Origin of the sequence: Hansschlegelia zhihuaiae, assembly GCF_004103825.1 — a bacterium.
Taxonomy (GTDB): Bacteria; Pseudomonadota; Alphaproteobacteria; order Rhizobiales; family Methylopilaceae; genus Methylopila; species Methylopila zhihuaiae.
In genome coordinates, this window is record NZ_RYFI01000012.1 from 1 (window position 1) to 26628 (window position 26628).

At 69.2% G+C, this 26628-nt stretch carries 24 protein-coding genes and 1 tRNA gene; 7 read left to right on the forward strand and 18 right to left on the reverse strand.

Going from position 1 to position 26628, the window contains the following annotated elements; genetic code table 11:
* Window positions 1-69 precede the first annotated feature (69 nt).
* Window positions 70-501, reverse strand: coding sequence for a Co2+/Mg2+ efflux protein ApaG (apaG, locus tag EK403_RS12970; RefSeq protein ID WP_128777910.1), 432 nt, complete (start codon window positions 499-501; stop codon window positions 70-72).
* A 282-nt stretch (window positions 502-783) separates the two neighbouring features.
* Here apaG and EK403_RS12975 point away from each other — a divergent pair, with 282 nt between their 5' ends.
* From EK403_RS12975 to EK403_RS12985, 3 genes are all read left to right on the forward strand, one after another.
* The gene (locus tag EK403_RS12975; RefSeq protein WP_128777911.1) at window positions 784-1920 is read left to right on the forward strand and encodes a TRAP transporter substrate-binding protein; all 1137 of its coding nucleotides are present in this window, start codon (window positions 784-786) and stop codon (window positions 1918-1920) included.
* 144 nt (window positions 1921-2064) lie between these two features.
* Window positions 2065-2679, forward strand: a complete 615-nt coding sequence (locus EK403_RS12980) for a TRAP transporter small permease subunit (RefSeq protein WP_128777912.1) — start codon at window positions 2065-2067, stop codon at window positions 2677-2679.
* Window positions 2680-2702: 23 nt separating this feature from the next.
* Complete coding sequence (locus EK403_RS12985; protein ID WP_128778032.1) at window positions 2703-4019, forward strand: TRAP transporter large permease; 1317 nt, start codon at window positions 2703-2705, stop codon at window positions 4017-4019.
* A 127-nt stretch (window positions 4020-4146) separates the two neighbouring features.
* Here the strand turns inward: EK403_RS12985 and EK403_RS12990 are convergent, their stop codons facing one another.
* The 4 genes from EK403_RS12990 to EK403_RS13005 all read right to left on the reverse strand — a co-directional run bounded on the left by EK403_RS12990 (window position 4147) and on the right by EK403_RS13005 (window position 8005).
* Window positions 4147-5136 (reverse strand): Hsp33 family molecular chaperone, encoded by a 990-nt coding sequence (locus EK403_RS12990; protein WP_128777913.1) that lies wholly within the window; start codon window positions 5134-5136, stop codon window positions 4147-4149.
* 63 nt (window positions 5137-5199) lie between these two features.
* Complete coding sequence (locus tag EK403_RS12995; protein WP_128777914.1) at window positions 5200-5775, reverse strand: HdeD family acid-resistance protein; 576 nt, start codon at window positions 5773-5775, stop codon at window positions 5200-5202.
* A 107-nt stretch (window positions 5776-5882) separates the two neighbouring features.
* Complete coding sequence (gene argF / locus EK403_RS13000; RefSeq protein WP_128777915.1) at window positions 5883-6818, reverse strand: ornithine carbamoyltransferase; 936 nt, start codon at window positions 6816-6818, stop codon at window positions 5883-5885.
* A complete protein-coding gene (locus EK403_RS13005) occupies window positions 6815-8005 on the reverse strand; it encodes an aspartate aminotransferase family protein (RefSeq protein WP_128778033.1) in 1191 nt (396 codons plus the stop codon). The genes argF and EK403_RS13005 overlap by 4 nt, the downstream gene beginning before the upstream one ends.
* Before the next feature lie 427 nt (window positions 8006-8432).
* On the opposite strand from EK403_RS13005, the gene EK403_RS13010 reads away from it, so the two are divergent.
* Window positions 8433-8975 (forward strand): GcrA family cell cycle regulator, encoded by a 543-nt coding sequence (locus EK403_RS13010; protein ID WP_128777916.1) that lies wholly within the window; start codon window positions 8433-8435, stop codon window positions 8973-8975.
* A gap of 155 nt (window positions 8976-9130) precedes the next feature.
* On the opposite strand, the gene phoB is transcribed toward EK403_RS13010, so the two are convergent.
* The 7 genes from phoB to EK403_RS13045 form a co-directional block, all read right to left on the reverse strand.
* A complete protein-coding gene (gene phoB, locus EK403_RS13015) occupies window positions 9131-9829 on the reverse strand; it encodes a phosphate regulon transcriptional regulator PhoB (RefSeq protein WP_128777917.1) in 699 nt (232 codons plus the stop codon).
* A gap of 13 nt (window positions 9830-9842) precedes the next feature.
* Window positions 9843-10556 (reverse strand): phosphate signaling complex protein PhoU, encoded by a 714-nt coding sequence (phoU, locus tag EK403_RS13020; RefSeq protein WP_128777918.1) that lies wholly within the window; start codon window positions 10554-10556, stop codon window positions 9843-9845.
* Window positions 10557-10573: 17 nt separating this feature from the next.
* Window positions 10574-11404, reverse strand: a complete 831-nt coding sequence (gene pstB, locus EK403_RS13025) for a phosphate ABC transporter ATP-binding protein PstB (protein ID WP_128777919.1) — start codon at window positions 11402-11404, stop codon at window positions 10574-10576.
* A gap of 23 nt (window positions 11405-11427) precedes the next feature.
* Window positions 11428-13272 carry a phosphate ABC transporter permease PstA gene (gene pstA / locus EK403_RS23775; RefSeq protein ID WP_128777920.1) on the reverse strand — a complete coding sequence of 615 codons (1845 nt, stop codon included), beginning with the start codon at window positions 13270-13272 and terminating at the stop codon, window positions 11428-11430.
* Window positions 13265-14644: a phosphate ABC transporter permease subunit PstC gene (gene pstC / locus EK403_RS13035; RefSeq protein WP_128777921.1), complete on the reverse strand. Its 1380-nt coding sequence runs from the start codon at window positions 14642-14644 to the stop codon at window positions 13265-13267. Before pstC ends, pstA begins: the two co-directional genes overlap by 8 nt.
* A 231-nt stretch (window positions 14645-14875) precedes the next feature.
* Window positions 14876-15934, reverse strand: a complete 1059-nt coding sequence (locus EK403_RS13040; RefSeq protein ID WP_128777922.1) for a PstS family phosphate ABC transporter substrate-binding protein — start codon at window positions 15932-15934, stop codon at window positions 14876-14878.
* 182 nt (window positions 15935-16116) lie between these two features.
* Window positions 16117-17403: an ATP-binding protein gene (locus tag EK403_RS13045; RefSeq protein ID WP_128777923.1), complete on the reverse strand. Its 1287-nt coding sequence runs from the start codon at window positions 17401-17403 to the stop codon at window positions 16117-16119.
* A 90-nt stretch (window positions 17404-17493) separates the two neighbouring features.
* On the opposite strand from EK403_RS13045, the gene EK403_RS23635 reads away from it, so the two are divergent.
* A complete protein-coding gene (locus EK403_RS23635; RefSeq protein WP_280986669.1) occupies window positions 17494-17625 on the forward strand; it encodes a hypothetical protein in 132 nt (43 codons plus the stop codon).
* Here EK403_RS23635 and EK403_RS13050 read toward each other — a convergent pair whose 3' ends face one another.
* The 5 genes from EK403_RS13050 to EK403_RS13070 form a co-directional block, all read right to left on the reverse strand.
* Window positions 17626-18510: an NAD(P)-dependent oxidoreductase gene (locus EK403_RS13050; RefSeq protein WP_128777924.1), complete on the reverse strand. Its 885-nt coding sequence runs from the start codon at window positions 18508-18510 to the stop codon at window positions 17626-17628.
* Between the two features lie 31 nt (window positions 18511-18541).
* Window positions 18542-20479 carry a cation:proton antiporter domain-containing protein gene (locus EK403_RS13055; protein ID WP_128777925.1) on the reverse strand — a complete coding sequence of 646 codons (1938 nt, stop codon included), beginning with the start codon at window positions 20477-20479 and terminating at the stop codon, window positions 18542-18544.
* A gap of 197 nt (window positions 20480-20676) precedes the next feature.
* Window positions 20677-22161 carry a M48 family metalloprotease gene (locus EK403_RS13060; RefSeq protein ID WP_128777926.1) on the reverse strand — a complete coding sequence of 495 codons (1485 nt, stop codon included), beginning with the start codon at window positions 22159-22161 and terminating at the stop codon, window positions 20677-20679.
* A complete protein-coding gene (locus EK403_RS13065) occupies window positions 22161-22973 on the reverse strand; it encodes a thermonuclease family protein (RefSeq protein WP_128777927.1) in 813 nt (270 codons plus the stop codon). The genes EK403_RS13060 and EK403_RS13065 overlap by 1 nt, the downstream gene beginning before the upstream one ends.
* Window positions 22974-23050: 77 nt before the next feature.
* Window positions 23051-23938 carry a cation diffusion facilitator family transporter gene (locus EK403_RS13070; RefSeq protein WP_128777928.1) on the reverse strand — a complete coding sequence of 296 codons (888 nt, stop codon included), beginning with the start codon at window positions 23936-23938 and terminating at the stop codon, window positions 23051-23053.
* Window positions 23939-24128: 190 nt separating this feature from the next.
* Between EK403_RS13070 and EK403_RS13075 the strand changes: the two genes are divergently transcribed.
* A tRNA-Arg gene (locus EK403_RS13075) sits at window positions 24129-24205 on the forward strand.
* 164 nt (window positions 24206-24369) lie between these two features.
* On the opposite strand, the gene gcvA is transcribed toward EK403_RS13075, so the two are convergent.
* Complete coding sequence (gene gcvA / locus EK403_RS13080) at window positions 24370-25275, reverse strand: transcriptional regulator GcvA (protein ID WP_128777929.1); 906 nt, start codon at window positions 25273-25275, stop codon at window positions 24370-24372.
* Window positions 25276-25374: 99 nt separating this feature from the next.
* On the opposite strand from gcvA, the gene EK403_RS13085 reads away from it, so the two are divergent.
* Complete coding sequence (locus EK403_RS13085; RefSeq protein ID WP_128777930.1) at window positions 25375-26589, forward strand: MFS transporter; 1215 nt, start codon at window positions 25375-25377, stop codon at window positions 26587-26589.
* Window positions 26590-26628 lie beyond the last annotated feature (39 nt).

Sequence of the window (26628 nt, forward strand, 5' to 3'; positions counted from 1 at the left end):
GCAGCGTAACTTGACCCAAAACACGGAAGATGCCCCGATCGAGTCCGGGCATGGCGCCCCGCCGCCGCGTCAATGCAGCGTGCGGACCGTGTGCGGGCTTTCGAGCGCGAAGGCCGGGATCGCGACGTCGAAGGGCTGACCGGCGTCCGTCATCATGTGGTAGTCGCCGACCATGATGCCGGACGGCGTCGGCAATGGCGCGCCGCTTGTATAGGTGAAGGATTGGCCCGGGCCGAGGGTCGGCTGCTCGCCCACCACGCCCGGCCCCCTCACCTCTTCGGTGCGGCCGCGGCCGTCCGTGATCCGCCAGTGCCGCGCGATGAGCCGAACCGTCTCCTCGCCCTCGTTCACGATCTCGACCGTGTATGCAAAGACGTATCGGTCTTCCTCAGGATCGGATTCAGCAGCGAGGTAGCGCGGCGTGACGGTGACGCGGATCGCGCGCGTCACTGCGGTCCAGCAGGGGCCCTCGTCGGCCGTCTCGGCGCTCGCTTCGGTCATGATCCTTGAAGCTTAAGCGCCCGAAGCTCCGGAGCGTCAAGGGCGACGAGAGGCGCGGCCGGCCGTCGGGCGCCGCAGACGTGAACTGTTGCGGCGCGGAAATGGCTTGGCGCCCCAGAATCGTCTTGATCACGACCGGGCGGTCGAATTAACTCCAGACGGAGCCTGGACGAACCAAAATCAAGAAGGGCTCGGGAAACGCCAGCGCGTTCGAAAAGAAGACGCGCGTCAGATTCGGCCTGCGGCGCCCGCCGTCCGTTCGGCCGACAAGGGGAGACTTCCGTGAAGAAATCGCCTGACACGCTTGCGGACGGAGGCGAGGCCAGCAGCCCCGCCCGACGCCGCTTCCTCGCCGGCGCGGCGGTCGCGACCGCCGCCACCGTCGCCGCGCCCGCCGTGGTGCGGGCGCAGGCCGCGGTTCGTCTGAAGTTCCAGTCGACCTGGCCCAACAAAGACATCTTCCACGAATTCGCATCCGATTTCGTGAAGCGCGTGAATGAAATGGGCGCCGGCCGCATTCAGATCGAGCTGCTGCAGGCGGGCGCCGTCGTCCCGGCCTTCCAGCTCCTCGACGCGGTCTCGACCGGCGTCCTGGACGGCGGCCACGGCGTCTCGGCCTACTGGTACGGCAAGAACAAGGCCTTCTCGCTGTTCGGAACCGCGCCGCCCTTCGGCTGGAACGCCAACCAGCTGCTGTCCTGGGTGAAGTATGGCGGCGGCCAGGCGCTCTATGACGAGCTCACCCAGCAGGTTCTGAAGCTCAACGTCGTCGGCCTCCTCACCGGGCCGATGCCGACGCAGCCTTTCGGTTGGTTCAAGAAGGAGATCGCCGGGCCGGACGCGATCAAGGGCCTCAAGTACCGCACGGTCGGCCTCGGCGCCGACCTCGGCAAGGAAATGGGCATGGCCGTCACGATCCTGCCCGGCGGCGAGATCGTGCCCGCGATCGACCGCGGCCTGATCGACGGCGCGGAGTTCAACAACCCCTCGTCCGACAAGATCCTGGGCTTCCCGGACGTCTCGAAGATCTACATGGTCCAGAGCTACCATCAGACGCTGGAGTGCTTCGAGATCCTGTTCAACAAGCGGAAGTTCGAGGGCCTGCCGGCGGAAGTGCAGGCGATCGTCAGATACGCCTCCGAGGCCGCCTCGGCCGACATGTCCTGGAAGGCGCAGGACCGCTACTCGAAGGATCTCGAGGCCATCAAGGCCGCGGGGGTCAAGGTGATCGAGACGCCGAAGTCGATCCTGGAGGCGCAGCTCGCCGCCTGGGACAAGGTGATCGCGGCCAACCCGGACCCCTTCTTCCAGAAGGTCATCGAGAGCCAGAAATCCTTCGCCAAGCGCGTCGTCGGCATGACGCGCGAGATGGAGGCGCCGCGCGACCTCGCCTACGAGCACTTCTTCAAGCAAGCGTAAAGCGACGGGCGGCCGGCTCCTCGGGGCCGGCCGCCCGCCGAACAAGTCGCGAAGCCTCGGTCACTTTCAGCGTTTCGCCGTAATATCGGCCGGACGTAGCCGCGGGCGAGGCGGCCAATTCAGCGTCAGAGTCCCGGGGGCCGGATGCAGTCCTATCTTCTCGCGGTCGACCGCTTCAATTCCGCGATCGGCAAGATTTTCGCGTGGTCGATCGTCGTCCTGACGCTGGTCATCACCTTCGAGGTCATCTCGCGCCGCGTCATGGGCGCGCCGACCACCTGGGCGTTCGACGCGAGCTACATGCTCTACGGGCTGCTCTTCATGTCGGCCGGGGCCTACACGCTGTCGCGCAACGGGCATGTGCGGGGCGACTTCCTCTACCGCCAATGGGCGCCCAGGACCCAGGCCTGGCTCGACCTGGTGCTCTACATCTTCTTCTTCTTTCCCGGCATCCTGGCGCTGGTCTACGCCGGCTACGTGTTCTTCGACCTCTCCTACCAGACCAAGGAGACGAGCTCGTTCTCGCCCGACGGCCTGCTGCTCTGGCCGTTCAAGATGATCATCCCGATCACCGGCGTGCTGATGGCGATGCAGGGCGTGGTCGAGGTGCTGCGCTGCGTGATCTGCATCCGCACCGGCGAGTGGCCGCAGCGCCAGAGCGACGTCGAGGAGACCGAGCATCTGATCCTCGCCGAAGCCGAGGCCAACAAGGTCGACGTCGACCGCTCCCAGATCTCCGTCGACGAGGCCAAGCTGTGAGCGCCTACATCTCCGATCCCGCGATGGGCGTCATCATGCTCGCCCTGTTCGTGGGGCTGCTGCTGCTCGGCTTCCCGATCGCCTTCACGCTGATGGCCCTCGGCGTGGGCTTCGGCTACTACGCCATGGGCGACACGGTGTTCCAGCTGTTCGTCCAGCGCACCTACAGCGTGATGTCCTCGGACGTGCTGATCTCGGTGCCGCTGTTCCTGTTCATGGGCTATCTGGTCGAGCGCGCCAACATCCTCGACCGGCTGTTCAAGTCGATCCAGCTCGCGGCCGGCGGCCTTCCGGGCTCGCTCGCGCTCGCCACGCTCGCGACCTGCGCGCTGTTCGCGACCGCGACCGGGATCGTGGGCGCGGTCGTCACGCTGATGGGCCTGCTCGCCTTCCCGGCGATGCTGCGCGCCGGCTACGACACGCGGCTGTCGGCCGGCGTCGTTTGCGCCGGCGGCTGCCTCGGCATTCTGATCCCGCCAAGCGTGATGCTGATCCTCTATGGCGCGACCGCGGGCGTTTCGGTCGTCAAGCTCTACGCCGCCGCCTTCTTCCCCGGGCTGATGCTCGCCACGCTCTACATGGCCTATGTCATCATCCGCGTGCTGCTGAACCCGTCGCTCGCGCCGAAGCTGCCGCCCTCGGAGCGCGCGTCGTCCTATTTCGCGGTGCTGTGGGCGCTCGCGACCTCGTTCCTGCCGCTCGCCTTGCTGATCTCCGGCGTGCTCGGCGCCATCATCGGCGGCTACGCGACGCCGTCCGAAGCCGCGGCCGTCGGCGCGATGGGCGCGTTCCTGCTCGCGGTCGCCTACCGGCAGCTGACCTTCGAGAAGCTGAGGGAGAGCGTCTATCTCACCGCCCGCGCCTCCGCGATGGTGTGCTGGCTGTTCGTCGGCTCCTTCGTGTTCTCGGCCGTATTCGCCTATCTGGGCGGCCAGTCGGTCGTCGAGAACTTCATCATCGGGCTCGACCTGACCCCGATCCAGTTCCTGATCCTGACCCAGATCATCATCTTCGTGCTGGGCTGGCCGCTCGAATGGACCGAGATCATCGTCATCTTCCTGCCGATCTTTCTGCCGCTGCTGAGCCACTTCAACATCGACCCGCTGTTCTTCGGCATCCTGGTGGCACTGAACATCCAGACGTCGTTCCTGTCGCCGCCGGTCGCGATGGCGCCGTTCTACCTGAAGGGCGTGGCGCCCAAGCATGTCTCGATCAACGAGATCTTCGCCGGGGTGATGCCCTTCCTGTTCATCGTGATCTTCTCGATGGCGCTGTACTACGCCTTTCCGGCGATCGGCCTCTGGCTGCCGAACTACATGTATGGCGGCGGGGCGCAATAGCGGGGACGACCGTCATCCCGGACGGCCGTAAGGCCGATCCGGGATCGTCCTCAGGACAAGGCGCGCTTCGGGGGCCGATCCCGTCTCCGCTCTTCGCTCGAGGCGGGATGACGGCCCTGCAGCCGCGTCAGGCCTCGCCTTCCGTGGAGGCGTCCAACTCCGCCGCCTCCTCGGCCGAGAAGGCGTATTTCGTCGAGCAGAAGTCGCACGTCACCTCGATCGAGCCGTCGTCGGCGCGCATGTCGCGGCGGTCGTCGGCCGTGAAGCTCTTCAGCATGCCGAGCACGCGCTCGCGCGAGCAGCGGCAGGCCTCGCGAACCCCGCGGCTTTCGAACACCCGGATCTCGCGCTCGTTGAACAGGCGGATCAGCAGCCGCTCGGGTTCCAGCGTCGGGTCGATCAGCTCGTGGTCCTCGACGGTCGAGACCAGCGTCTGGGCCTCGACCCAGGCGTCGTCCTCGGCGCTCTCGGGGATTTCGGCGCCGTCCGGCGCGTCGCCGGGATCGAGGTCGGGCGTGCGCATGCGCTCCGGCGCCTCGGGCAGGAACTGCACCAGCAGCCCGCCGGCGCGCCAGGAATGGCTCGCACCGGGCGACAGCGTCTCGGCGACCGCGAGCCGCACCTTGGTCGGGATCTGCTCGGACTGCCGGAAGTAGGCGTGCGCCGCCTCCTCGAGGCCGCCGCCTTCGAGCGCGACCACGCCCTGATAGCGCGACATGTCCGGCCCCTGGTCGATGGTCAGCGCCATATGGCCGTAGCCGAGCAGCGCCCCGGAGCCGCGGACGTCGTAGAGCCGGTCCTTGTCGAAGCGGGCGCAGGCCCGGACCCTGTCCGGGGCCTCGAAGTCGACCACCAGCATGCCGACCGGGCCGTCGGAACGGGTCTGGAGCTGAAAGCGGCCGTCGATCTTGAGCGCCGAGCCGAGCAGAACGGTGAGCGCCACCGCCTCGCCGAGCAGCTTCGAGACCGAGGGCGGATAGGCGTGACGCTCGATCACGGCGTCGATCGAGGGCCCGAGCCGCACCACGCGGCCGCGGACGTCGAGCGCCTCGATCTGGAACGGCAGGATGCGGTCGTCGCCGTCCTCGCGGAGGGCGGATGGGGCGTGGTCTGTCATGATGGGGCATATTTAGGCCCCACGGCGCCCAAACGGAAGATAGCGAGCCTGACGGCGCTCCCTTTAGCCCTTGAGCCGGCGCGACCGTAGCCGGTACGCCATTGCGAACAGCGCGCCGCTCAGGATCAGCGCGTACACGCCGATCCACCATGTCAGCACGACTGCGCCAAGGAGCGGCGCGACCACGAGCGCGAGCCCGAACAGGATGGATGCGACCCCCGCCAGGATGAACCAGACTTTGCCATGGCTTGCGTCGAGCCGGAACGCGGATGCGATCATCATAACGCCCGAGACGAACGACCAGGCCGCAAGCAGCAGAACGAAGACGATCGCGGTGAGGCCCGGCCACAGCAACGCGACGACCGCGGCCGCGATGCTGGCGAGCCCGCCGACCAGCAGCGGGAGCCAACGGCGCCACCCGGCGCGAACGCACTGGGCCGCGAGGAAGAGCTCGGCCACCCCGTCCACGAAGGCGTAGGCCGCAAACAGCAGCACCAGCGACAGGATGGTCGCGCCCGGCGCCAATAGCGCGATCATGCCGAACAGCAGGGCGAAAAGGCCCCGCAGGGCCACCACCCACCAACGCTGGGCGAACGGAAGGGCGATGGACTCCGCCCATTTGTGCGCGAAATCGGACATTGGCCGTCTCCCCAGCTGATCGCTCCAGCGATCAACGCCAGTCTAGCGATTTTCGCGCTGGAATTCAGCCGTCATGCCTGACGGCGACCACGCGCGGCGGGGCGCCCCTACTGGCCGACCGCCCCGAAGCACCAGGCCAGCACGCCCTTCTGGGCGTGGAGGCGGTTCTCTGCCTCGTCGAACACCGCCGATTGCGGGCCGTCGATCACCTCGTCGGTGACCTCCTCGCCGCGATGCGCCGGCAGGCAGTGCAGGAAGATCGCGTCCGGCGCCGCGCGCTTCATCAGCGCGGCGTTGACCTGGAAGGGCTTCAGCAGATTGTGGCGGCGCTCGCCGTCGGCGTCGCCCATGGAGACCCAGCTGTCGGAGATCACGGCGTCCGCGCCCTCGACCGCGGCCTCGGCCCTGTGGCCGAGATCGAGCCGCGCGCCCTCGTCCTTCGCCCAGCGGATCAGGTCTTCGCGCGGCGCGAGCTCCGGCGGCGTCGCGATCGCGAGCTCGAAGTCGAAACGCGCCGCGGCGTGAATCCAGGAGGCCAGCACATTGTTAAAATCGCCCGTCCAGGCGACCCGCCGCCCCGCGATGGGCCCCTTGCGCTCCTCGAAGGTCATGAGGTCGGCCATCACCTGACAGGGATGCGAGCGCTTGGTCAGGCCGTTGATGACCGGCACCGTGGCGTGGCGCGCGAGCTCCGCGAGCTGGTCGTGGTTCAGCATGCGGATCATGATGGCGTCGACGAAGCGCGACAGGACGCGGGCGGTGTCGGCGATCGCCTCGCGCTCGCCGAGCTCGATCTCCTTGCCCGTCACCATCACGCTCTCGCCGCCGAGCTCGCGGATGCCGACGTCGAACGACATGCGGGTCCGCAAGGACGGTTGTTCGAACACCATGGCCACGACCTTGCCGGCGAGCGGCCTGTCGTCCGCGGCCTCAGCGGTCCGGCGGCGCGCCTTCATCGCGCAGCCGGCGTCGAGCATCGCGCGCAGCGTCGGCGTCGCGAAATCCGACAGGTCGAGGAAATGGCGGAGACCGTTCGCGCTCATTCCGCGGCGCTCCGCGCGGAAGCCGGCAGCTTCGCCTCGACCGCCGACAGTCCGCGATCGAGGCGCTCCATGGCCTCGTCGAGCTCGGCCTCGGTGACGATCAAGGGGGGGATCAGCCGCACGACGTTGTCCCCCGCGCCGACGGTCAGCAGCTTGGCGTCGCGCAGCGCCGCGACGACCTCCGTGTTGGGGACCTTGCAGCGCAGGCCGGTCAGCAGGCCCTCGCCCCGGACCTCGGCGACCACGTCCGAATGGCCGTCGGCGACGCCCGCGAGCTTCTGCTTGAGCAGCAGGCCCATGCGCCGGACATGCTCCAGGAAGCCGGGCGCCAGAACCACGTCGAGCACGGCGTTGCCGACCGCCATGGCGAGCGGGTTGCCGCCGAAGGTCGAGCCGTGGACGCCGGCCGTCATGCCGTCCGCGGCCTCGCGGGTCGCGAGGCAGGCGCCCATCGGGAAGCCGCCGCCGATGCCCTTGGCGATCGCCATGACGTCGGGCCGGATCCCGGAATGCTCATAGGCGAACAGCGTCCCGGTGCGACCGACGCCGGTCTGGACCTCGTCGACGACGAGCAGCAGACCCTCGGCGTCGCAGATCTCGCGGATCGCCCTCAGCGTCGAGGGCGGCAGGGAGCGCACCCCGCCCTCGCCCTGCAGCGGCTCGACCAGCACGCCGGCGGTCTCAGGCCCGATCGCGGCCTTCAGCGCATCGAGATCGCCGAACGGCACCTGGTCGAAGCCCTCGACCTTCGGGCCGAAGCCCTCGAGATATTTCTGCTGCCCGCCGGCCGCGATGGTCGCGAGCGTGCGGCCGTGGAACGCGCCCTCGAAGGTGATCAGCCGGTAGCGCTCGGGCTCGCCCTTGGCGTGGAAATGCTTGCGCGCGAGCTTGATCGAGGCTTCGAGCGCCTCGGCTCCCGAATTGCAGAAGAACACGACGTCGGCGAAGGAGGCGTCCGCAAGCCGCCCGGCGAGCCGCTCGGCCTCAGGGACCGTGTACAGGTTGGAGACGTGCCACAGCGTCTCGGCCTGGCGCTTCAGCGCCTCGACGAGATGCGGATGGGCGTGGCCGAGCGAATTCACCGCGACGCCCGACGCGAAATCCAGATAGCGCTCGCCCTTGTCCGAGATCAGCCAGCAGCCTTCGCCGCGCTCGAAGGCGACGCCGGCGCGGGCGAAGACAGGCATCAGCGCGGAAGGGGGAGACACGGGTCAGTTCCTTGCAAGCGTCTGCGCCGGGCGATCCCGGCGATGAAAAAAGAAAAGAGCCGCTCCAGCCGGGCGGCCCTCCACTGGCGGGATAATATGAGCGACCGACGCCCTGTCAATCGTTGCGACTGCTCGAAATCTTGACGGTTCCGCCGCTTCCGGCCAGCCCCGGGGTGGGGACGGCCGGCCGAGATGCTTGGGGAAAACCCCACTGTTGCATTCCGGACTCTTTACGCTGAGTCGCTGCATATCGTAATTTACCCCTCGTTAAGCACGACATGTCGTGCGCGTTCGTTTCCAAGCGGATTACGGCGGCGGCGACGCCAAGGCGCTCCCAAGCGCGCTTTGGCGAAGGGTTCCGGATTCCGCGCATGGCACGCCGCAAGGCCAAGTCCTGGAGGACCCGATGGGATGGACCGATGAGCGCGTCGAGCTTCTCAAGAAGCGGTGGGGGGACGGCCTGAGCGCCAGCCAGATCGCCGCGGAGCTCGGCGGCGTCACGCGCAACGCCGTCATCGGCAAGGTGCACCGCCTCGGCCTGTCGGGGCGCGCCAAGTCGGCGACCTCTTCGGTCTCGCGCATGCGCGCCAAGCCCGCCGGCCAGCCGCGCCGCCCGGCGCCCACGGCGGCGCCGCGGCAGCCGAGCTTCGCGACACGCGGCAACGCCGCGCTCGCGGTGAGCCACGCGCCGGCGCCGCGGCCGACGCCGGCCCCGCGCATCGTGCCGATCGAGGTGGTGGAGACCGCGCTGGTCTGCGAGCGCGTGACCATCATGGAGCTCCGCGAGAACATGTGCCGCTGGCCGCTGGGCGACCCGAGCCAGCCGGAGTTCCGCTTCTGCGGCGGCCGTTCGACGCCCGGCGCGGCCTATTGCCCGCACCACTCACAGGTCGCCTACCAGCCGGCGAACGACCGCCGGAACCGGCGGATCAGCGCGCCGGCGCATTGAGCAAGCCGCTCATGTCCCGGTCCTGAGCCGGGACCCCTTAAGCGCCGCGCGACCCAGGAACAGGGTCGCGCGTTCCGTCGCCTTCGGGGCCGTCGAGCCGGATGGGTCCGGCTCAGGGCCGGGACATCGCGGCGGCGCTCGCCGCGCCTGGTCCGTCAGGCCCGGGCGAAGGTCTCGTCGAAGGAGTAGCCCGAGCCGCGCACGGTGCGGATCGGGTCGGGCTTGCGGCCGCGGTTGATCGCCTTGCGGAGCCGGCCGACATGGACGTCCACCGTGCGCTCGTCGATATAGACGTCGCGGCCCCAGACCCCGTCGAGCAGCTGCTCGCGGGTGAAGACGCGGCCCGCCGACTGCATCAGGAATTCGAGCAGGCGGAACTCGGTCGGGCCCAGATGGATCTCGCGCGACTGACGGCGGACGCGACGGTTGACGCGGTCGACCTCGATGTCGCCGGCCTTGAGCGTCTGGGCGACGTGTTCGGGCTTGGTGCGGCGGAGCAGCGCGCGCACCCGCGCCACCAGTTCGGGGACCGAGAACGGCTTCACCACATAGTCGTCCGCGCCGGTCGCGAGGCCGCGGATGCGCTCGGCCTCCTCGCCGCGGGCGGTCAGCATGATGATCGGCAGCCGCTGGGTCTCGGGACGCGCCCGTAGCCTGCGGCAGAGCTCGATCCCCGAGACCCCAGGCAGCATCCAGTCCAGGAGGACCAGGTCGGGAGTGGCCTCGGACAGCCGGATCTCAGCCTCGTCGCCCCGCGCGACGGCGTCGACCTGATAGCCTTCAGCCTCGAGATTGTAGCGGAGCAGCATGGTGAGCGGCTCCTCGTCCTCGACGATCATCACGCGAGGGCTCATCGCCTGCTCTCCGTCAATCGCCGAGTTCGGCGCTCATCAGTTCGGCCTTCGGCCGATCCTCGGTCAGCGCCGTGCCGTGGACCACGTAGTAGACGGTCTCGGCCACGTTGGTGGCGTGGTCGCCGATCCGCTCGATGTTCTTGGCGCAAAACAGGAGGTGGGCGCAGAACCCGATATTGCGCGGATCCTCCATCATGTAGGTCAGCAGTTCGCGGAACAGCGAATTGTAAAGCGCGTCGATCTCGCCGTCCTGGCTCCAGACCTCGAGCGCCCGCTTGTCGTCGCGCCGCGTGTAGGCGTCGAGCACCTCCTTGAGCTGCGCGAGCGTGAGGTCGGCGATATGCGCCACTCCGGCCGCAAGCTTCGGCGGCTGGAACGCGCCGTCGAGCGCGACGACGCGCTTCGCGATGTTCTTGGCGAGGTCGCCGATCCGCTCGAGGTCGTTGGCGATGCGCAGCGCCGCCACCACCTGGCGGAGGTCGATCGCGACCGGGGCTCGCTTGGCGATGGTGAGGATGCCATGCTCCTCGATCTCGTGCTGCAGCCGGTCGATCTGACGGTCCCAGTCGATCACGCGCCGCGCGAGCGGGATGTCGCGGCGGATCAGGGCGTCGACCGACTCCCCGACCAGCTTCTCGCAGAGCCCGCCCATCTCGGCGAGCTTGTCGGAGAGCTCGTTCAGGTCGTCGTCGAAGGACGAGACGATGTGGTTGTCGGCGAGAGTCATGTTCGCGCCCTCCTCGCTCAGCCGAAGCGTCCGGTGATGTAGTCCTGGGTCCGCTTGTCCTCGGGACTGGTGAAGATCTTCTCGGTCTGACCGGTCTCGACCAGAACGCCGAGATGGAAGAAGGCGACGCGCTGCGAGACGCGCGCGGCCTGCTGCATAGAATGCGTCACGATGACGATCGTGTAATTGCGGCGGATCTCTTCGATCAGTTCCTCGACGCGTGCCGTCGCGATCGGGTCGAGCGCCGAACAGGGCTCGTCCATGAGAATGATTTCCGGGCTCACAGCGATCGCGCGGGCGATGCAGAGCCGCTGCTGCTGGCCGCCCGAAAGGCCCGTTCCGGTGTCGCCCAACCGGTCCTTCACCTCGTTCCAGAGGCTCGCCTTCTTGAGCGAGCTCTCGACGATCTCGTCGAGCTCGGCCTTCGAGCGCGCGAGGCCGTGGATGCGCGGCCCGTAGGCGACGTTCTCGTAGATCGACTTCGGGAACGGGTTCGGCTTCTGGAACACCATCCCCACGCGGGCCCGGAGCTGCACCACGTCGAGAGACGGATCGTAGATGTCCTGGTCGTCGATCTGGATCAGGCCGGTGACCCGCGCGGAAGCGACGGTGTCGTTCATCCGGTTGATGCAGCGCAGGAAGGTCGACTTTCCGCAGCCCGAGGGCCCGATGAAGGCCATCACCGCCTTCTCCGGAACGTCGACGGTGACGTTCTTCAGCGCGTGCTTCTCGCCATAATACACGTTGACGTCGCGCGCGATGATCTTGGGGTCGGGAGAGACGCCGGGCTGGCCGGCGACCGCCCGTCCCGGCGCGGATTTCGCGACGGAGGCTGCGGACACGTCCATGGAAAAACTCCTCTGGGCCTCGCTCACCAGCGCCGCTCGAAGCGCTTGCGGAGCAGGATCGCGAGCCCGTTCATGGCGAACAGGAACATCAGCAGCACAAGGATCGCGGCCGAGGTCTTGGCCTGGAACGCGACCTCGGGCAGGTCGGACCACAGGTAGATCTGGACCGGCAGCGCGGTCGCGGCCGAGGTGAAGCCGCCCGGCACGTCGACGATGAACGCCACCATGCCGATCAGCAGCAGCGGCGCCGTCTCGCCGAGGGCGTGCGCCATGCCGATGATCGTACCGGTCATGATGCCGGGCATCGCGAGCGGCAGCGTGTGGTGGAACACCGCCTGCTGGTGCGACGCGCCGACGCCGAGCGCAGCCTCGCGGATCGAGGGCGGCACGGCCTTGAGAGCGGCGCGCGACGCAATGATTATGGTGGGCAGCACCAGCAAAGCTAGCACGAAGCCGCCGACCAGCGCCGAGGACCGCGGCATGCCGAAGAAGTTGAGGAACACCGCAAGTCCGAGCAGGCCGTAGACGATCGAGGGCACCGCCGCGAGGTTGTTGATGTTGATCTCGATGATGTCGGTCCAGCGGTTCTTCGGCGCGAACTCCTCGAGATAGATCGCGGCGCCGACGCCGACCGGCAGACAGAAGACCAGCGTCACGAACATCGTCAGGAGCGAGCCGACAAGGGCGCCGAGGATGCCGGCCTGCTCGGCCTCGCGCGAGTCCCCGCCGGTGAAGAATCCGGTGTTGAACGAGGTCTCGACCAACCCTTTGGCCTTGAGCGTTTCGAGCCAGGCGATCTGCTGGTCGCCGACCCGCCGCTCGGACTCGGGCGTTTCGAAGGTCAGGACCTTCCACTGTCCGGCCTGCGCCGCCTGCTGGCCTTCGAGCGGCGTCAGAGCGACGCCCTCGACGCGGTTCGCCGCGAGGCTCGTGACCTTCACGAGGCCGCCATTGATGGCGACGATGACGCTCGGCAGCTTCTCGTCGAGCTTTTCCGCGCCGGAAGAATCCCTGAAGCGGTTTTCGAAGTCGGCGGCCTCGCCGGCGAGCGTCTGCATCTGGTTGTCGAGGCTCGAGACGTCGCTTTCGACCTTGGAAAGCGCGTTCTGCGCGACCGCGATTCTGGCTGGGTCGCCGGTGCCCTGGGCGGCCTTCAGTTCCGTCTCCGCCGCCGGGCGGTCGGCAAGGAAGCCGTCGCGCAGCGACTTCAGGCGCTCGACGGTGAAACGGCGCTCGCGGGCCTTCTCCGAGAGGTCGGCTTTGATCTCCTCGAGATCGCTCTGGAAGGCAGGGTTCGAGGTCTCGATCACGAGGTCGCCGGAGATCGCGCTCGGCGTCGCCACGCCTTCGCCGGTCTCTTCCTCGACCGAGGTGACCGACCCCTTGAGATAGAGATCGGCGTCGTCCGAGAATTGCGCGCGCGTCTGGACCGCGCGACCGATCAGGCTCGGATCCGCCATCACCTTGTCGCGCAGATCGTCCGCGGCGCCGCTCGACAGCAGGCCGTTGAGCTCGCGCCGCTCGGCGCGCGCCCTCACCTGCGGGAACAGCGCCTGATAGGCGTCCCGCAGCGGCTTCGCATAGTCGCCGCGGGCGAGCGAGGCCGGCTGCTTCGAGCCGTCGGGATCCACTTCCTCGGCCGACGGCGTGACGGTCAACGCGAGATGCGTCGTGGTGAAGGCCGGCCAGGCCTTGCCGACGATGTCGGCCATAAGCACCACCAGGAAAGCCGCCGCGAAGGCGATGGCGCCGATCCCGTAGGCCTTGAAGCGGGCTTCCGCGCGGTAGCGCTTCCTGATGCGGGCGCGGGCTGCGTCCGTTTCGAGGCTGCGGGCCGAGGCGAGGCCGTTGGCGGTCGCGTCAGTCATACTGTTCCCGATATCTCTGGACGATCCGGAGCGCGATGAAGTTCAGCACCAGCGTGAAGAAGAAGAGCACGAAGCCGAGCGCGAACGCGGACAGCGTCTTGGCGCTGTCGAATTCCTGATCGCCGACCAGCAGCGTCTTGATCTGCACGGTGACGGTGGTGACCGCCTCAAGCGGATTGAAGGTGAGGTTGCCGGCGAGGCCCGCGGCCATCACCACGATCATGGTCTCGCCGACGGCCCGCGAGATCGCCAGCATGAAGGCCGAGACGATGCCGGGCAGCGCCGCCGGAAGGATCACCCGCTTGATGGTCTCCGACTTGGTCGCGCCCATGCCGTAGGAGCCGTCGCGCAGCGACTGCGGCACCGCGTTGATGACGTCGTCGGAGAGCGACGACACGAAGGGGATGATCATCACGCCCATCACGAGGCCCGCGGCGAGCGCGCTCTCTGAGGCGACGTTGAGCCCGAGAGACTCGCCGGTCGAGCGGATGAAAGGCGCGACGGTGAGCGCCGCGAAGAAGCCGAACACCACGGTCGGCACGCCGGCCAGCACCTCGAGCACCGGCTTGGCGACGGCCCGCACCTTGGGCGAGGCGTATTCGGCCATGTAGATCGCCGCGAACAGGCCGACGGGACCGGCCACCAGCATGGCGATCAGCATGATCAGCGTGGTGCCGGCGAACAGCGGCACAGCGCCGAACGCGCCCGACGAGCCGATCTGGTCGGCGCGGATCGCGGTCTGGGGCGACCACTGGAGGCCGAACAGGAACTCGTACCACGGCACCTTGGAAAAGAAGCGCAGCGTCTCGAACAGCACCGAAAACACGATGCCGACCGTGGTCAGCACCGCGACCGAGGCGCAGGCGATCAGCATCACCTTGACCCACCGCTCGACGCCGTTGCGGGCGCGGAACTCGGGGGAAAGCTGGCGGGCGCCCCAGAAGAACCCGAGCACGGCGAGCGCGAAGCCGACGATCAGCAGCGCCCAGTCGGCGACCGTGCGCCAGAGGTCGAGCGTCTCGCCGGCCGCGACCACGCCTGGCTCGAGCCCTTGCGTCGAGCCGGAGGCCGCCTGGTAGATCTCGCGCATGCGCGCGCCGTAGGTCAGCGGATCGACGGGCGTCAGATTGTCCGGCAGCGCCGCGATCGCCTGGGCGTCGACGATGCGGTGCGCGGCGAACAGCCAGACGATGAGCCAGACCAGCATCGGCGCGACGGCGGCGAGCGCGACGTAGAAGCCGTGATAGCTCGGCAGCGAATGGAGCCGCGCGAGGCCGCCGCCGGCGACCGCGAAGCTCGCGCTGCGCTGGCGCCCGGCCATATAGGCGCCGGCGGCGACGAGCAGCATGCCGATGACGTAGATGAGCATCATGGAGAGGAACGCTCCGATCGGCGCTCGAGAAAACCGTAGACGGGTGGCGGACGCCGCCTGCGTGCTTCGAGACGCTCCGGCAAGAGCCGGAGCTCCCCGGCATGAGGCAGGTTCGGCCTGGCGGAGAGCGCGAAGCTCCCGCCAACGCTCCTCATGCCGAGGAGGCCCGAAGGGCCGTCCCGAAGCACGCAATGCGCGTTCCGGGCGGCCCTTTCAAGGCTTCGCTGGACCTTACGACGCCGGGGCGTCGATGGTCTTGAGCGATTTCGCGGCGTCCTCGGCCTTCTTGGCCTCGGCGGCGGGAAGCGGCACCAGTCCCTTCTCGGCCAGGTAGCCCTCTTCGCCCATCGCCTTGTCGGAGGCGTACTCAGCGAGGAACTCCTTGAGGCCCGGGATCACGCCGACATGCTGCTTCTTGAAGTAGACGAACAGCGGACGGGAGACCTTGTAGGAGCCGTCGGCGATCGCCTCGAAGGTCGGAGCCTTGCCCTCGACGTTCGCGCCCTTGATCCGCGAGGCGTTCTCCTCGAGGAACGAGTAGCCGAAGATGCCGACGGCCTTCGGGTTGGCCTCGAGCTTCTGGACGATCAGGTTGTCGTTCTCGCCGGCGTCGATATAGGCGCCGTCCTCGCGCAGCGTCTTCCAGACCTTCTCGAAGCCCTTGGCGTCGGCCTTCTTCAGCGCGGCGACGGCCTCGACCTTCTCGGCGCCCTTCTCCATCACGAGCTCGAGGAAGGCGTCGCGGGTGCCGGAGGTCGGGGGCGGGCCGAGCACTTCGATCTTCTCGGCCGGCAGCGACGGGTCGATGTCGTTCCAGCTCTTGTAGGGGTTGGCGGCGAGCTTGCCGTCCTTGCCCGGCACTTCCTTGGCGAGCGCCAGGAAGAGCTGCTGGCGGGTGACCTTGAAGTCGGGACCCTTCTTGGAGTTCGCGATCACGATGCCGTCGAAGCCGACCTTGAGCTCGACGATGTCGGTCACGCCGTTCTTCTTGCAGTCGTCGTATTCGCTCTTCTTGATCGCGCGCGAGGCGTTCGAGGCGTCGGGATGGCCCGCGCCGACGCCGGCGCAGAACAGCTTGAAGCCGCCGCCGGTGCCGGTCGACTCGACGACCGGCGTCTTGAACTGACCGCCCTTGCCGAACTGCTCGGCGGCCGCGGTGGTGAACGGATAGACGGTCGAGGAGCCGACGATGCGGATCTGGTCGCGCGACTGCGCGTTCGCGGCGCCGGACGTCAGCATGCCGCACGCGAGCGCGAGCGCGGCGACGCTGGTGAGCGTGAGGGATTTCACGGTTGTCTCTCCTGTTTGAGACTGTCTTGTCGGTCATGCGCCGCACGCCTCGGGCGGCCATGAAGAAGCTCGAGCTCGCTCTTCGCGGCGGGTCACGCGGCGAAACCTATCGGCCCGCGGATGACCTTCTATGACGCCTCCATGACAGTTGGATGACTGCGCTTCGCCGCTGATTTCGCGGGTCAACCTACCCGACGCAATGGCTCGCCGTCGGCCTCGGCGCCGTCGAGCACGACCGTGAAGGTCGCGCCCTCGCCCGCCGCGCTGTCGATCGATAGCCGTCCCCCGTGGCGCTGGACGACGTGCTTGACCAGCGCGAGCCCGAGTCCGGTGCCGCCCTTGTCGCGGCTGTCGGAGACGTCGACCCGGTAGAAACGTTCGGTGAGCCGCGGCAGGTGCTCGGGCGCGACGCCCGGCCCGTAGTCGCGGACGACGAGGCGGGCCGCCTCCTCGCCCGTCCCGCCGCTGACCGTGACGTCGACCCGCCCGCCGGACTGGCCGTATTTGATCGCGTTCTCGATCAGGTTCTCGGCGACGCGGATGAGTTCGTCGCGATCACCGCGCACCAGCACGGGCGGCTCGCCGGCTCCGACCTTGATCTCGACGGCGCGCTCGTGGGCGAGCGGCCCGAGCGCGTCGACGACGCCGCTCACGACCGCCGTGAGGTCGACGACCGCGCGCGGCCGAACATGCGCCTTCAGCTCGATGCGCGACAACGACAGCAGGTCGTCGATCAGCCGCGACATCCGGTTGGCCTGGGCGCGCATGATTTCGAGGAAACGGTCGCGCGCGCCGGGGTCGTTGCGCGCCGGGCCCTGCAGCGTCTCGATGAAGCCGAGCAGGGAGGCGAGCGGCGTCCTGAGCTCGTGGCTGGCGTTCGCGACGAAATCGCCGCGCATCCGCTCGGAGCGGCGCTGCTCCGTCAGGTCGCGAAGCCCGATCACGATCGCCTCGGGCCCTTCGGGCGTCAGCTTCACGCGGGCCACATGCGCCTCGCGCCAGCGTTCGACCGGCACGCGCTCGACATAAAGGACGGTGCGCGGGACGGCCCCCGCACCGCGGACCGCCGCCAGCACCTCGGGCGCGCGAAGCGCGAATGAGACCGGCTCGCCGACCTTGATCTCGCCGAGCACGGCGAGCGCCTGTTCGTTGAAGGCCGCGACCGCGCCGCGGCGGTCGAGCACCAGAACGGGATCGGGAAGGCCGGACAGGATGGGCGTGACGACCGTCGAGAGCGCCGCGCCGCCGGCCGAGTCTTCCTTCGACACGTGAGGGCGCGGCGCCACGATCACGGCGAGCGCGATCAGCGCCGCGGCGAGCGCGCCCTCGCCCGGCCCGATGCGGCCGGCCCCGACGAAAACGAGCAGCACGAAAGCCGCGGCGCCGAGCGGCCATCTGAGCTCGTGAAACCGCGTCCGCGCCTCTCTCAGCGCGTTCGGCTTACGTTCCGGACCCTCGGCATCTGGCATGACGGCCGCTTCGCGCCCCCTCGACGAATCTCTGGACTGGCCAGTTGACGCCCCCTTGGTGACAAGGCGGAGACAATTCGGAGCGCTATAATGGCTGAAAAGACCGGCGCCGCGAAGCCGGAGCGGGGCCCGGCCCGCGGTCGCGCCCGAAGGCATATGGCGGACGGGCCTGCGGTCACGATCGCCGCGCCCGCCTTCATCTCCGAGGGAGGCGAGAGCTGATCATCCCCAGCTCCGACCGGCCCGCCTGAACGACCCTCTGGCGAGCGCGCTCCAGTCCTTGGCCCCGTCGCCGGAGGCGATCGCCTCGATGAAGGCGTCGCGCAGCAGGGAGGCGATCGGCAGCGGCGTCCCGCCGGCCTCGCCGGCGGCGAGCGCGAGCCGCACGTCCTTGAGCCCGAGCGGCATCTTGAAGCCGGCCGGCTCGAACGCCTTATCGGCAATCAGCCCCGCATAGGTCTTGTAGGCCGGCGACGCGAACACTGAATTGGTCATCACCTCGTAGAGCGCAGCCGGCGGCACGCCGTGGCCGTCGACCAGCGCGCCGGCCTCGCCCAGCGTCTCGATCATGCTGGCGAGCGCGAAATTGGCGGCGATTTTGACGACGTTGGCGCGCTTCGCCTCGTCGCCGAGCGGCCAGACCTTCTTGGAGAAGGTCTCCAGGATCGGCATCGCCTTCGCCACCGCCTCAGGCGCGCCGGCGCACATCACATTGAGCTGGCCGGCCGCGGCCACGTCGGGACGCCCAAGGACCGGCGCGGCAACATAGAAGAGGCCGCGCTCCCTGTGCACCCGCTCCATGCGGTCCGCGAAGGCGACCGAGACGGTCGAGAGATTGACGTGGACGACGCCGTTGCGCGCGAGGTCGAGCGCCCCCGACGAGACGACGACCTCCTCGATGACGTCGTCCTGGCTCAGCATCGACAAGGTGACGTCGGCGTCGAGCGCTTCGGCGGGGTCGGCCGCTGCTTCCGCTCCCTCGGCGACCAGCGCCTCGACCGGCCCGGTCGACCGGTTCCAAACCTTGAGCTTGTACTCGCCGCCCTTGAGCAGGGTTCGGGCGACGCCCGCGCCCATGCCGCCCAGTCCGATGAATCCGACGATCATGTGAGGTCTCCCCGCGCATTGGCTCGCGCCATCAACGCGCCGGGTCCTCCTCCGTTCGCGCAGTTTCGGCTTGCGGCGACGCAGGGTCGGCCGGCGGAGACGGCTCTTCTGGCGAGACCTTGGCCGGCGCGGCGCCGGCGCCGGCGCCGGCGGGATTTCGCGTCACGAACTCGACCATTCCGAGCGCGATCTCACGCTCGCCCATGATCACCTCGTCTGCGCCGAGCTTCGTCAGATGCTCGATCTCGGCGTCCGAATGGGCGCGCGCCACGACCACGATGGTGGGGTTCAGGGCCTTGGCCTGCTCGACCGCCTGCCCGGCCTCGAAGGCCTCGGGGATCGCGACCAGCAGCGCCTTGGCCTTGGCGAGATTGGCGAGCTTCAGGACGTCGCCGCTCGCGGCGTTGCCCACGATGGTCTCGACGCCCTCGGCGCGTAGCGCCGCGACTCGGGTATCGGCGTCCTCGATGACGAGGTAGGGGCGCCCCGCAGCCTTCAGCTCCTGACCGACGACGCTCCCGACGCGGCCGTAGCCCACGACCACGATGTGATCGACGAGCTCGGTCGGGCGGACATCGCCGTCCTCCTCGGCCTTCCTCGGCTCGGCGGCGGGCTCGGGTTCGGCCTGCTGCTGGGCCGAGGCGGCGGGAATCTCGGCCGGGGGGATCGTGCGGTCGACCGCGAGTTCGTGGGGCTCGTCGGTCGGCTCAGCGGCGGCCTGCGGCGCGCGCCGTAGCAGCCGCGCCTCGAGTCCCGGCTTGATGCGCTCGGCCGCCATGAAGACCAGCGGGTTCAGGATGATCGAGATCAGCGCGCCGGCCAGGATCAGGTCGCGGCCGGCCTCGGGCAGCAGCTTCAGCCCGACGCCGAGCTCGGCCAGAATGAAGGAGAACTCGCCGATCTGCGCGAGGCTCGCCGAGATCGTCAACGCCGTGCCGACCGTTCGTCTGAAGACGAGCGTGATCAGGAAGGCCGCGACCGACTTGCCGATCACGATGATGAACACCGTCGCGATGACCGGCCCCGGATCGCGCAGCAGCACGGTCGGGTCGAACAGCATGCCGACCGAGACGAAGAACAGCACCGCGAAGGCGTCACGGAGCGGCAGGCTTTCCTGCGCGGCGCGGTGGCTGAGCTCGCTCTCCGACAGGATCATCCCGGCGAAGAAGGCCCCCAGCGCGAGCGACACGCCGAACAGCTTCGCCGAACCGAACGCGACGCCGAGGGCGATCGCCAGCACGCCGAGCCGGAACAGCTCGCGCGAGCCGGTATGCGCGATGAAATGCAGCAGCATCGGGATCAGCCGTCGGCCCACCGCCATCATCAGGCCCACGAAGATCGCGACCTTGAGCAGCGTGACGCCGACAAGGCCCGCGACCCCGAGTTCCAGGCCGAGAGCCTCGGCGACCATGGCGGCGACGGGATCGGGACCGTGAGCCCCACCGGCCGCGCCTGCGACCGCCGGGATCAGCACCAGCGCCAGGACCATCGCGAGGTCCTCGACGATCAGCCAGCCGACCGCGATCCGGCCACGCTCGCTGTCGATCATCCGGCGCTCCTGCAGCGCCTTCAGCAGCACGACCGTTGAGGCGACGGAGAGCGCAAGGCCGAACACCAGCCCGCCGCCGTCGGTCCAGCCCATCAGCCGCCCGAGGCCCCAGCCGAGCGCCGTCGCGCAGGCCATCTGGACGACGGCGCCCGGGATCGCGACTCCGCGGACCGAGAGCAGATCCTTGACCGAGAAGTGCAGCCCGACGCCGAACATCAGCAGGATCACGCCGATCTCGGCGAGCTCCGGCGCGAGCTGCTGGTCGGCGACGTAGCCCGGGGTGTGGGGCCCCACCAGCACGCCGGCGATGAGATAGCCCACAAGGGGCGGCAGCCGCAGTCGATGGGCGATCGCCCCGAGGATGAAGGCCAGCACCAATCCCGCGACGATGGTCGAGATCAGCGGCGTGGCGTGCGGCATCAAGCGGTCCAGACGTTCTCAGAGGCGCGGGGAGCCGTCCGGGGACGGCGGAGCCCATTAAAGCCGCTCAAGACCCTCGGCGGACAGCAAAAATTGATCGGCCGCCGGTCAAGCTTTCGGCGCCGAGGTCCGCGGGCGGAGAAGTCGCGTCGGAGCAGCCTATCCCTCCCCTTGCAAAGGGGAGGGATAGAGGCGCCTTACTCGTCGATGACCTTGACCTTGAGCCCCTGCGGCAGGGACTCGCCGGGCGCGAAGCCGTTGAGCACCGAGAAGCGCTCGACCGCGCGGTCGGACACCGCCATGCGGGCCGCGACCGACTCCTCGGTGTCGCCGTCGCGGACGCGCTCGATCGAGAGCCTGAGCGGGCGCGCGGCGTTGATCTCTTCCTGGGAGAGCCGCCGGAAGCTCAGGAGCGAGTCGCGGAATCCGCGGTCGATCTCGGGCGTGAGGTCGCGGGCCGCGAAGATCAGGCGATAGATATCCGGCCCGAAGCGGATCGCCGCGAAGCGAAACGTCCATTCGCGCCCTTTGGCGAGCAGCGTCACGGCCTCCATGCCGTTGAGGTTGAGGCGCTCGACCTCGCCGGGCTCGGTGCCGTCGATCCAGTTCTCCGAGACGTATTTTTCGAGCGACTGCCCCGGCGCGAGCTTGGCCGCGTCCATTCGGAGCGCCCGCCCGTCCGGCGCGACGCCGAGCAGCGCCTCGGTCCCGTTGTCGAACGCGAAGCCCTCCGGCGCCTCGAACGAGAAGCCGAGCCGCGGATGCAGGAACCGCCGGCCGCGCGCAAAACCCTGGCTTGGATCGTCGCCATAGGTCATGCCGTCGATCGCGTCGAGAAAGCCGTCGCGGTCGCGGTCGCCGAGGCCCGGCGCCGCGACCTGGCGCGCGGCGGCGACGGAAAGCTGAACGCGCTCCGGCGTCGACGGGTGCGTGGACAGGAAGTCGAGGCCCGGCTGCGACGGCTTCTGGCCGAGCGCCGCGATCCTGAGATCCGCCTGGCGTCCCATCGACAGCAGGAAGCGCGAGGCGCCGTAGGGGTCGAAGCCGGCGCGCGCGACGTTCTGGACGCCGATCCGGTCGGCCTCGAGCTCCTGCGCCCGCGAGAAGCTCGCGAGCGAGAGCTTGCCCTTGGCGAGCGCGACCTGGCCGGCCTGCTGGTCCTGCAGCACGTCCGACACGACGCGGCTGACGAGCAGCGCCTTGCGCTCCTCGTCGGCGCGCTGGATGGCGTGGCGCGCGGTGACATGCGCCATCTCGTGGGCGAGCACGGCCGCGACCTCGGACGAGTCGTTCGCGACCGCGAGCAGCCCGCGCGTGACGTAGAGATTGCCGTTCGGCAACGCGAAGGCGTTGACCAGCGGCGAGTTGAGCAGCGTGACGCGGTAGCGCAGGTCCGGGCGCTCGGAGGCCGTGGCGAGCCGGTCGGCGATCCGGTTGAGATGCGCGGTCAGGAGCGGCTTGTCGTAGATGCCGCCATAGGCGCCGGCGATGCGCGCCTGCTCCTGGGTGACGGCGCTCGGCGGCGGCGGGGCGACCTTTGGGGCCGCCGGCGGCGCGGCCGCCGTGGTCTCGGGCGCGGCGCGCTCCTGCTGGGTCACGCTGGCGCAGCCGGCGAGCGCCGCCATGCCGCCCGCCGCCGCGAGCCGCAAACCCCACCGAGACAACGCGAACAGCTTCCGCATCACCGCTTCCGACCGTCGAGGCTTTCGACCTGGGCGGCGTCCGTCACATAGATCACTGGGCCGCGCCGGATCTCGACGACGCCTCTCGCCCTGACCAGCATGCCCGATCTGACGCCCAGACGCTCGAATCCGCCAAGCTTGCGCAGGGCCGCCTCCGAGAGGGACAGCGACAGCGCCTCGCGCCAGCGCCTCCCGAAATTGACATAGGCCCGCCCGGCCGACGTCCTCACGCTCGCCACGCGGCCCTCCGCGACGACGAACCGCCCGGAGAGCGAAGCCAGCGCCGCGCCGTCATGAGCGTTCCGGACCTCGTAATACGGATCGGACCACAAACCAAGGCGCGCGCCGAGCGCCGCGCTCTCCGCCTGCGCGAGCGTGGCGCCGCAGTCACGCCCTGCGGCGTCGGCCAGGACCCTGAGATGGCCCAGCGCCAACAGTCTGACCGCAAGACCCGCATGGTCGCGTTCGTCGATCTCGGCCAGATAGCCGACGGCGCGGCCGTGGCGGTCGGGCGAGGCCGACGCGAGCCTGAGCTCGAGCACGCGCCCCCCCGCCTGCGCTTCGAGCGCCTCACGCGCGGCGGCCGCGATCGGCCAGTCGTCATCTCTCGTTCCGAGCGGCGCCTTGGGCGCGGCCACCCCTGCGAGGCGGACCTCGCGTCCGTCGTCCAGCCGGACCGTGTCGCCGTCGAGCGCCCGCTCGACCGCAACCGCCTCGGGCGCGGCGGCGAGCGAACAGGGCGCGGCGTGCGCCGGCGCCGCGGCGAGCGCCGCGAGCGTCGAGCATGTCCATATGCGAAGGCCGAGGGCCATCCGGGCGACCCGATGAGCGCCCATCCGGCGCCGCCCGATGGTGACGGGCCTATGGTGGACGAGCGGTTAAGCGCCGGTCACAGAACCACGATGCCGGCGTGCTTGGCCTTGTCGTCCGGTTCGACATGGATGGTGACGACCATGTCGCCGTCCTCGTCCTGGAGCGCGCGCTCGATCCGGTCGCAGATGTCGTGGGCGGCCGAGACCCGCATGTCGCCCGGCACCACGAGATGAAAGTCGAGGAAGGTGAGGCGGCCGGCGTTGCGGGTCCTGAGATCGTGCGCCTCGATCGCGCCGTCGGCGTTGACCGCGATCACCTCGCGGATGCGATCGAGCGTCTCGGGAGCCGCGGCCTCGTCCATCAGTCCGCCGACCGAGCTGCGCACCAGCACGGCGCCGGACCACAGCACGTTGATCGCGACGAGGCAGGCGAGCGCGGGGTCGAGCCACTGCAGGCCGGTGACCGCGACCGCGCCGACGCCCGCGAGCACGCCCGCCGAGGACACGACGTCGGTCATGAGATGACGTCCGTCGGCGACCAGCGCAGGCGAGCGCAGCGTACGACCCTTACGGAACAGCACGAGGCACCACAGCCCGTTGATCGCGCTCGCCGCGACGTTCGCGCCGATCCCGAGCGGCGTCAGGGCGAGCTCTCGCGGATTTTGGAAGGCGTCCCAGGCCTCGTGGAGGATCGCCGCCGCGGCCACGATGATGAGCGCGCCCTCGACCACGGCGGAGACATACTCCGCCTTGTGGTGACCGTAGGGGTGGTTGCGGTCCGGCGGGGCGGCGGCGAGCCGGACGGCCATGAAGGCGGCGGCGGCGGCGGCGACGTTCACGATGCTCTCGGCGGCGTCAGAATAGAGCGCGACCGAGCCGGTAAGCAGGAAGGCCGCGGTCTTCAGGGCCAGCACCACGAGACCGACCGCGACGCTGCCCAGCGCGATCCTCTGCGCGCCGTCCATGCTCCACCTCGCGAGCCGAAATCCCCGTCGGCCGTGCGACTAGCGGGCCGGAACGCCCCCGGCAACCGATATCTTCGCGGCTGAGAGGCGTTCGCAATTGAGGCGCGCCTGCGCTTGGAGCGGGAGGCGAGCCATGATAGGTCAGCGACGGCCTTCAGGGCCTACGCCCCACGGGGCCGACGGCTCCAGTGTCCCGGTAGCTCAGCAGGATAGAGCAACGGTTTCCTAAACCGTAGGTCAGGGGTTCGAATCCCTTCCGGGACGCCAAGACTTTCCTGGCGTCATGGTTTCGGCTCAAAGGCCGAAAATCGCTCTGGGGCGGGAAACGGCCTGGCTTTGGAAATCCTTCCGCCATTTCCCCGGCGATCCTTTGCGGGCCGCGGCCGCAGTCGCGCCGGACGTCAAGATCGTGGGGGAGGTTCAAGACCGGTTCAGCGGTCGGCGCCGTTTCTTGCCGCCCAATCGCCTCTGCGAAGCCAATTGCAGAAGGATCGCGCCGCAGGATCGTCGGCGCGGGCGTCCGGCACATAGGCGAAATAGCTCCTGGCGGGCAGCGCCGGCCCCTCGAACGGGAAGACCAGACGGCCGGCCTTGACGTCGTCCTCGGTGAGGGCCGTCGGACCCATGGCGACCCCTATGCCGTCGAGAGCCGCCTGCAGCGTCAGGTAGAAGTGCTCGAACGTCACGGAGCCGGCCGTCGTCAGGTCGGGAACGCGCGCGGCCACAAGCCATTGCGACCACACGTCCGGCAGCGTGGCGGCGTGCAGCAGAGTGTGTCGCCTGAGATCGTGGAGGGTCGTCAGCGGCAGACGCTCCAGCAGCCCGGGACTGCAGACGGGTATGCGGGTTTCCGACAGGAACGGGTGGGCGACGTGGCCGGGGATTTGTTCGGGCCCGCCGCGGATGGCCACGTCGTAAGGATCGTTCAGATCACGGATTGGCGCGTTCGAGGTCGTCAGCCGGATCTCGATGCTCGGATGCGCGAGCTGGAACGCCGAAAGGCGCGGGATCAGCCAGCGCAGCGTGAACGTCGCGAGGGCGTTCACATGCAGCACGCGACGGGAGCGCTGCTCGATCTGCCGCGCGGTCGCGGCGGCGATCCGATCGAGCGCGGCGCCGATCTCGGCGAGATAGGCGACGCCGCTCTCGGTCAGCGTGACGCGCCGATGGCTGCGGACGAACAGCGGTCGTCCGAACCAGTCCTCGAGCGCCCGGATCTGTCGGCTGACGGCGCCATGCGTGAGGTTCAGCTCCCGCGCCGCCAGGGTGAAGCTCTGGCGCCGGCCGGCGGCTTCGAAAACGCGAAGGGCGTTCAGCGGCGGGAGGCGGCGGTCCATCTGCGTCAGCTTTTCTCACGCATTGGGTCAGAATTCATCGTTTGTCCGAGGCTCGGGCGCAGCGCATCGTGTGACGAATCGTCATCGCAGTTGAAGCCCATGACCCTGCCCCTGTCGACCGCCGGCGCGCCGCGGCGGCGAGACGCGAGTCGCACGCTGGTCGTGGCGGGCCTCGTGCACGCCCTGCACGACGGCTACACGGACCTGATCTACGTCCTCCTGCCGGTCTGGCAGGCCGAGTTCGGGCTGAGCTACAGCCTGCTCGCGCTGCTTCGGGGCCTTTATGCGGGCGCGATGGCGCTGCTCCAGGTGCCGGCGGCGCGGCTCTCGGAGCGGTTCGGCGGCCGCGCCATTCTCGCGGCCGGCACGATCCTGGCGGCTCTCGGATACATGCTCGCGGGCCTGTCCGGCGGGGCGATCGGGCTCTGCGCAAGTCTGGCGCTCTCCGGAGCGGGGTCGAGCGCGCAGCATCCCATCGCGTCCGCCGCGGTGTCGCGCGCCTATGGGGGAGCGGCGGCTCGCGGACCGATCGGGACCTACAATTTCAGCGGAGATCTCGGCAAGGCGGCGCTGCCGGCGCTGACCGCCCTGCTGGTCACGCTGACGCCGTGGCGGCATGCGCTCTGGCTGATTGGCGTGCTCGGGCTGATCGCGGCCGCCGCCATCGCCTTCATGCCGGCCATTCGCTCCACCGGCGGCGAAACCTCCACGTCTTCTCAGGGCGGCGTCGAGGTCCGGGGCGGCTTCGCGCTTCTCTGCTTCATCGGCTCGCTCGACACCGCCGCGCGAATGGGCTTCCTGACTTTCCTGCCGTTCATGCTCCAGTCGAAGGGCGCGACGCTGCCGACCATCGGGGCCGCGTTCACGGCGGTGTTCATCGGCGGCGCGCTCGGCAAATTCGCCTGCGGCTGGCTCGGGGCGCGCCTCGGCGTCACGCGCACCGTGCTGCTGACCGAAGGCGCGACGGTGGTCCTGATATTCGCCGCCATGGCCCTGCCTCTGGCGCCGTCGCTTTTCCTGCTGCCGGTGGTCGGCGTCGCGCTGAACGGGACGTCGTCGGTCCTCTACGGCGCCGTGCCCGAGCTTTCGCCGGCCGGGCGGGTCGAGAACGCCTTTGCGGTCTTCTACACGGCCGTCATCGGCGCGGGCGCGCTCGCGCCGGTGCTCTTCGGCGTGGTCGGCGACGCCGGCGGTTGGGGCTGGGGCATGGCCTGCGCAGGCGGAACCGCGCTGCTGACATTGCCCGCAGCTCTCATGCTCGGAGGAACGATCGCCACGATCTCGAAGCCGGCGGCGCCGAAAAGCCGGCAATGAGCCGCCGGCATTCAGCCAGTCGTCCCCCCAACCGCACGA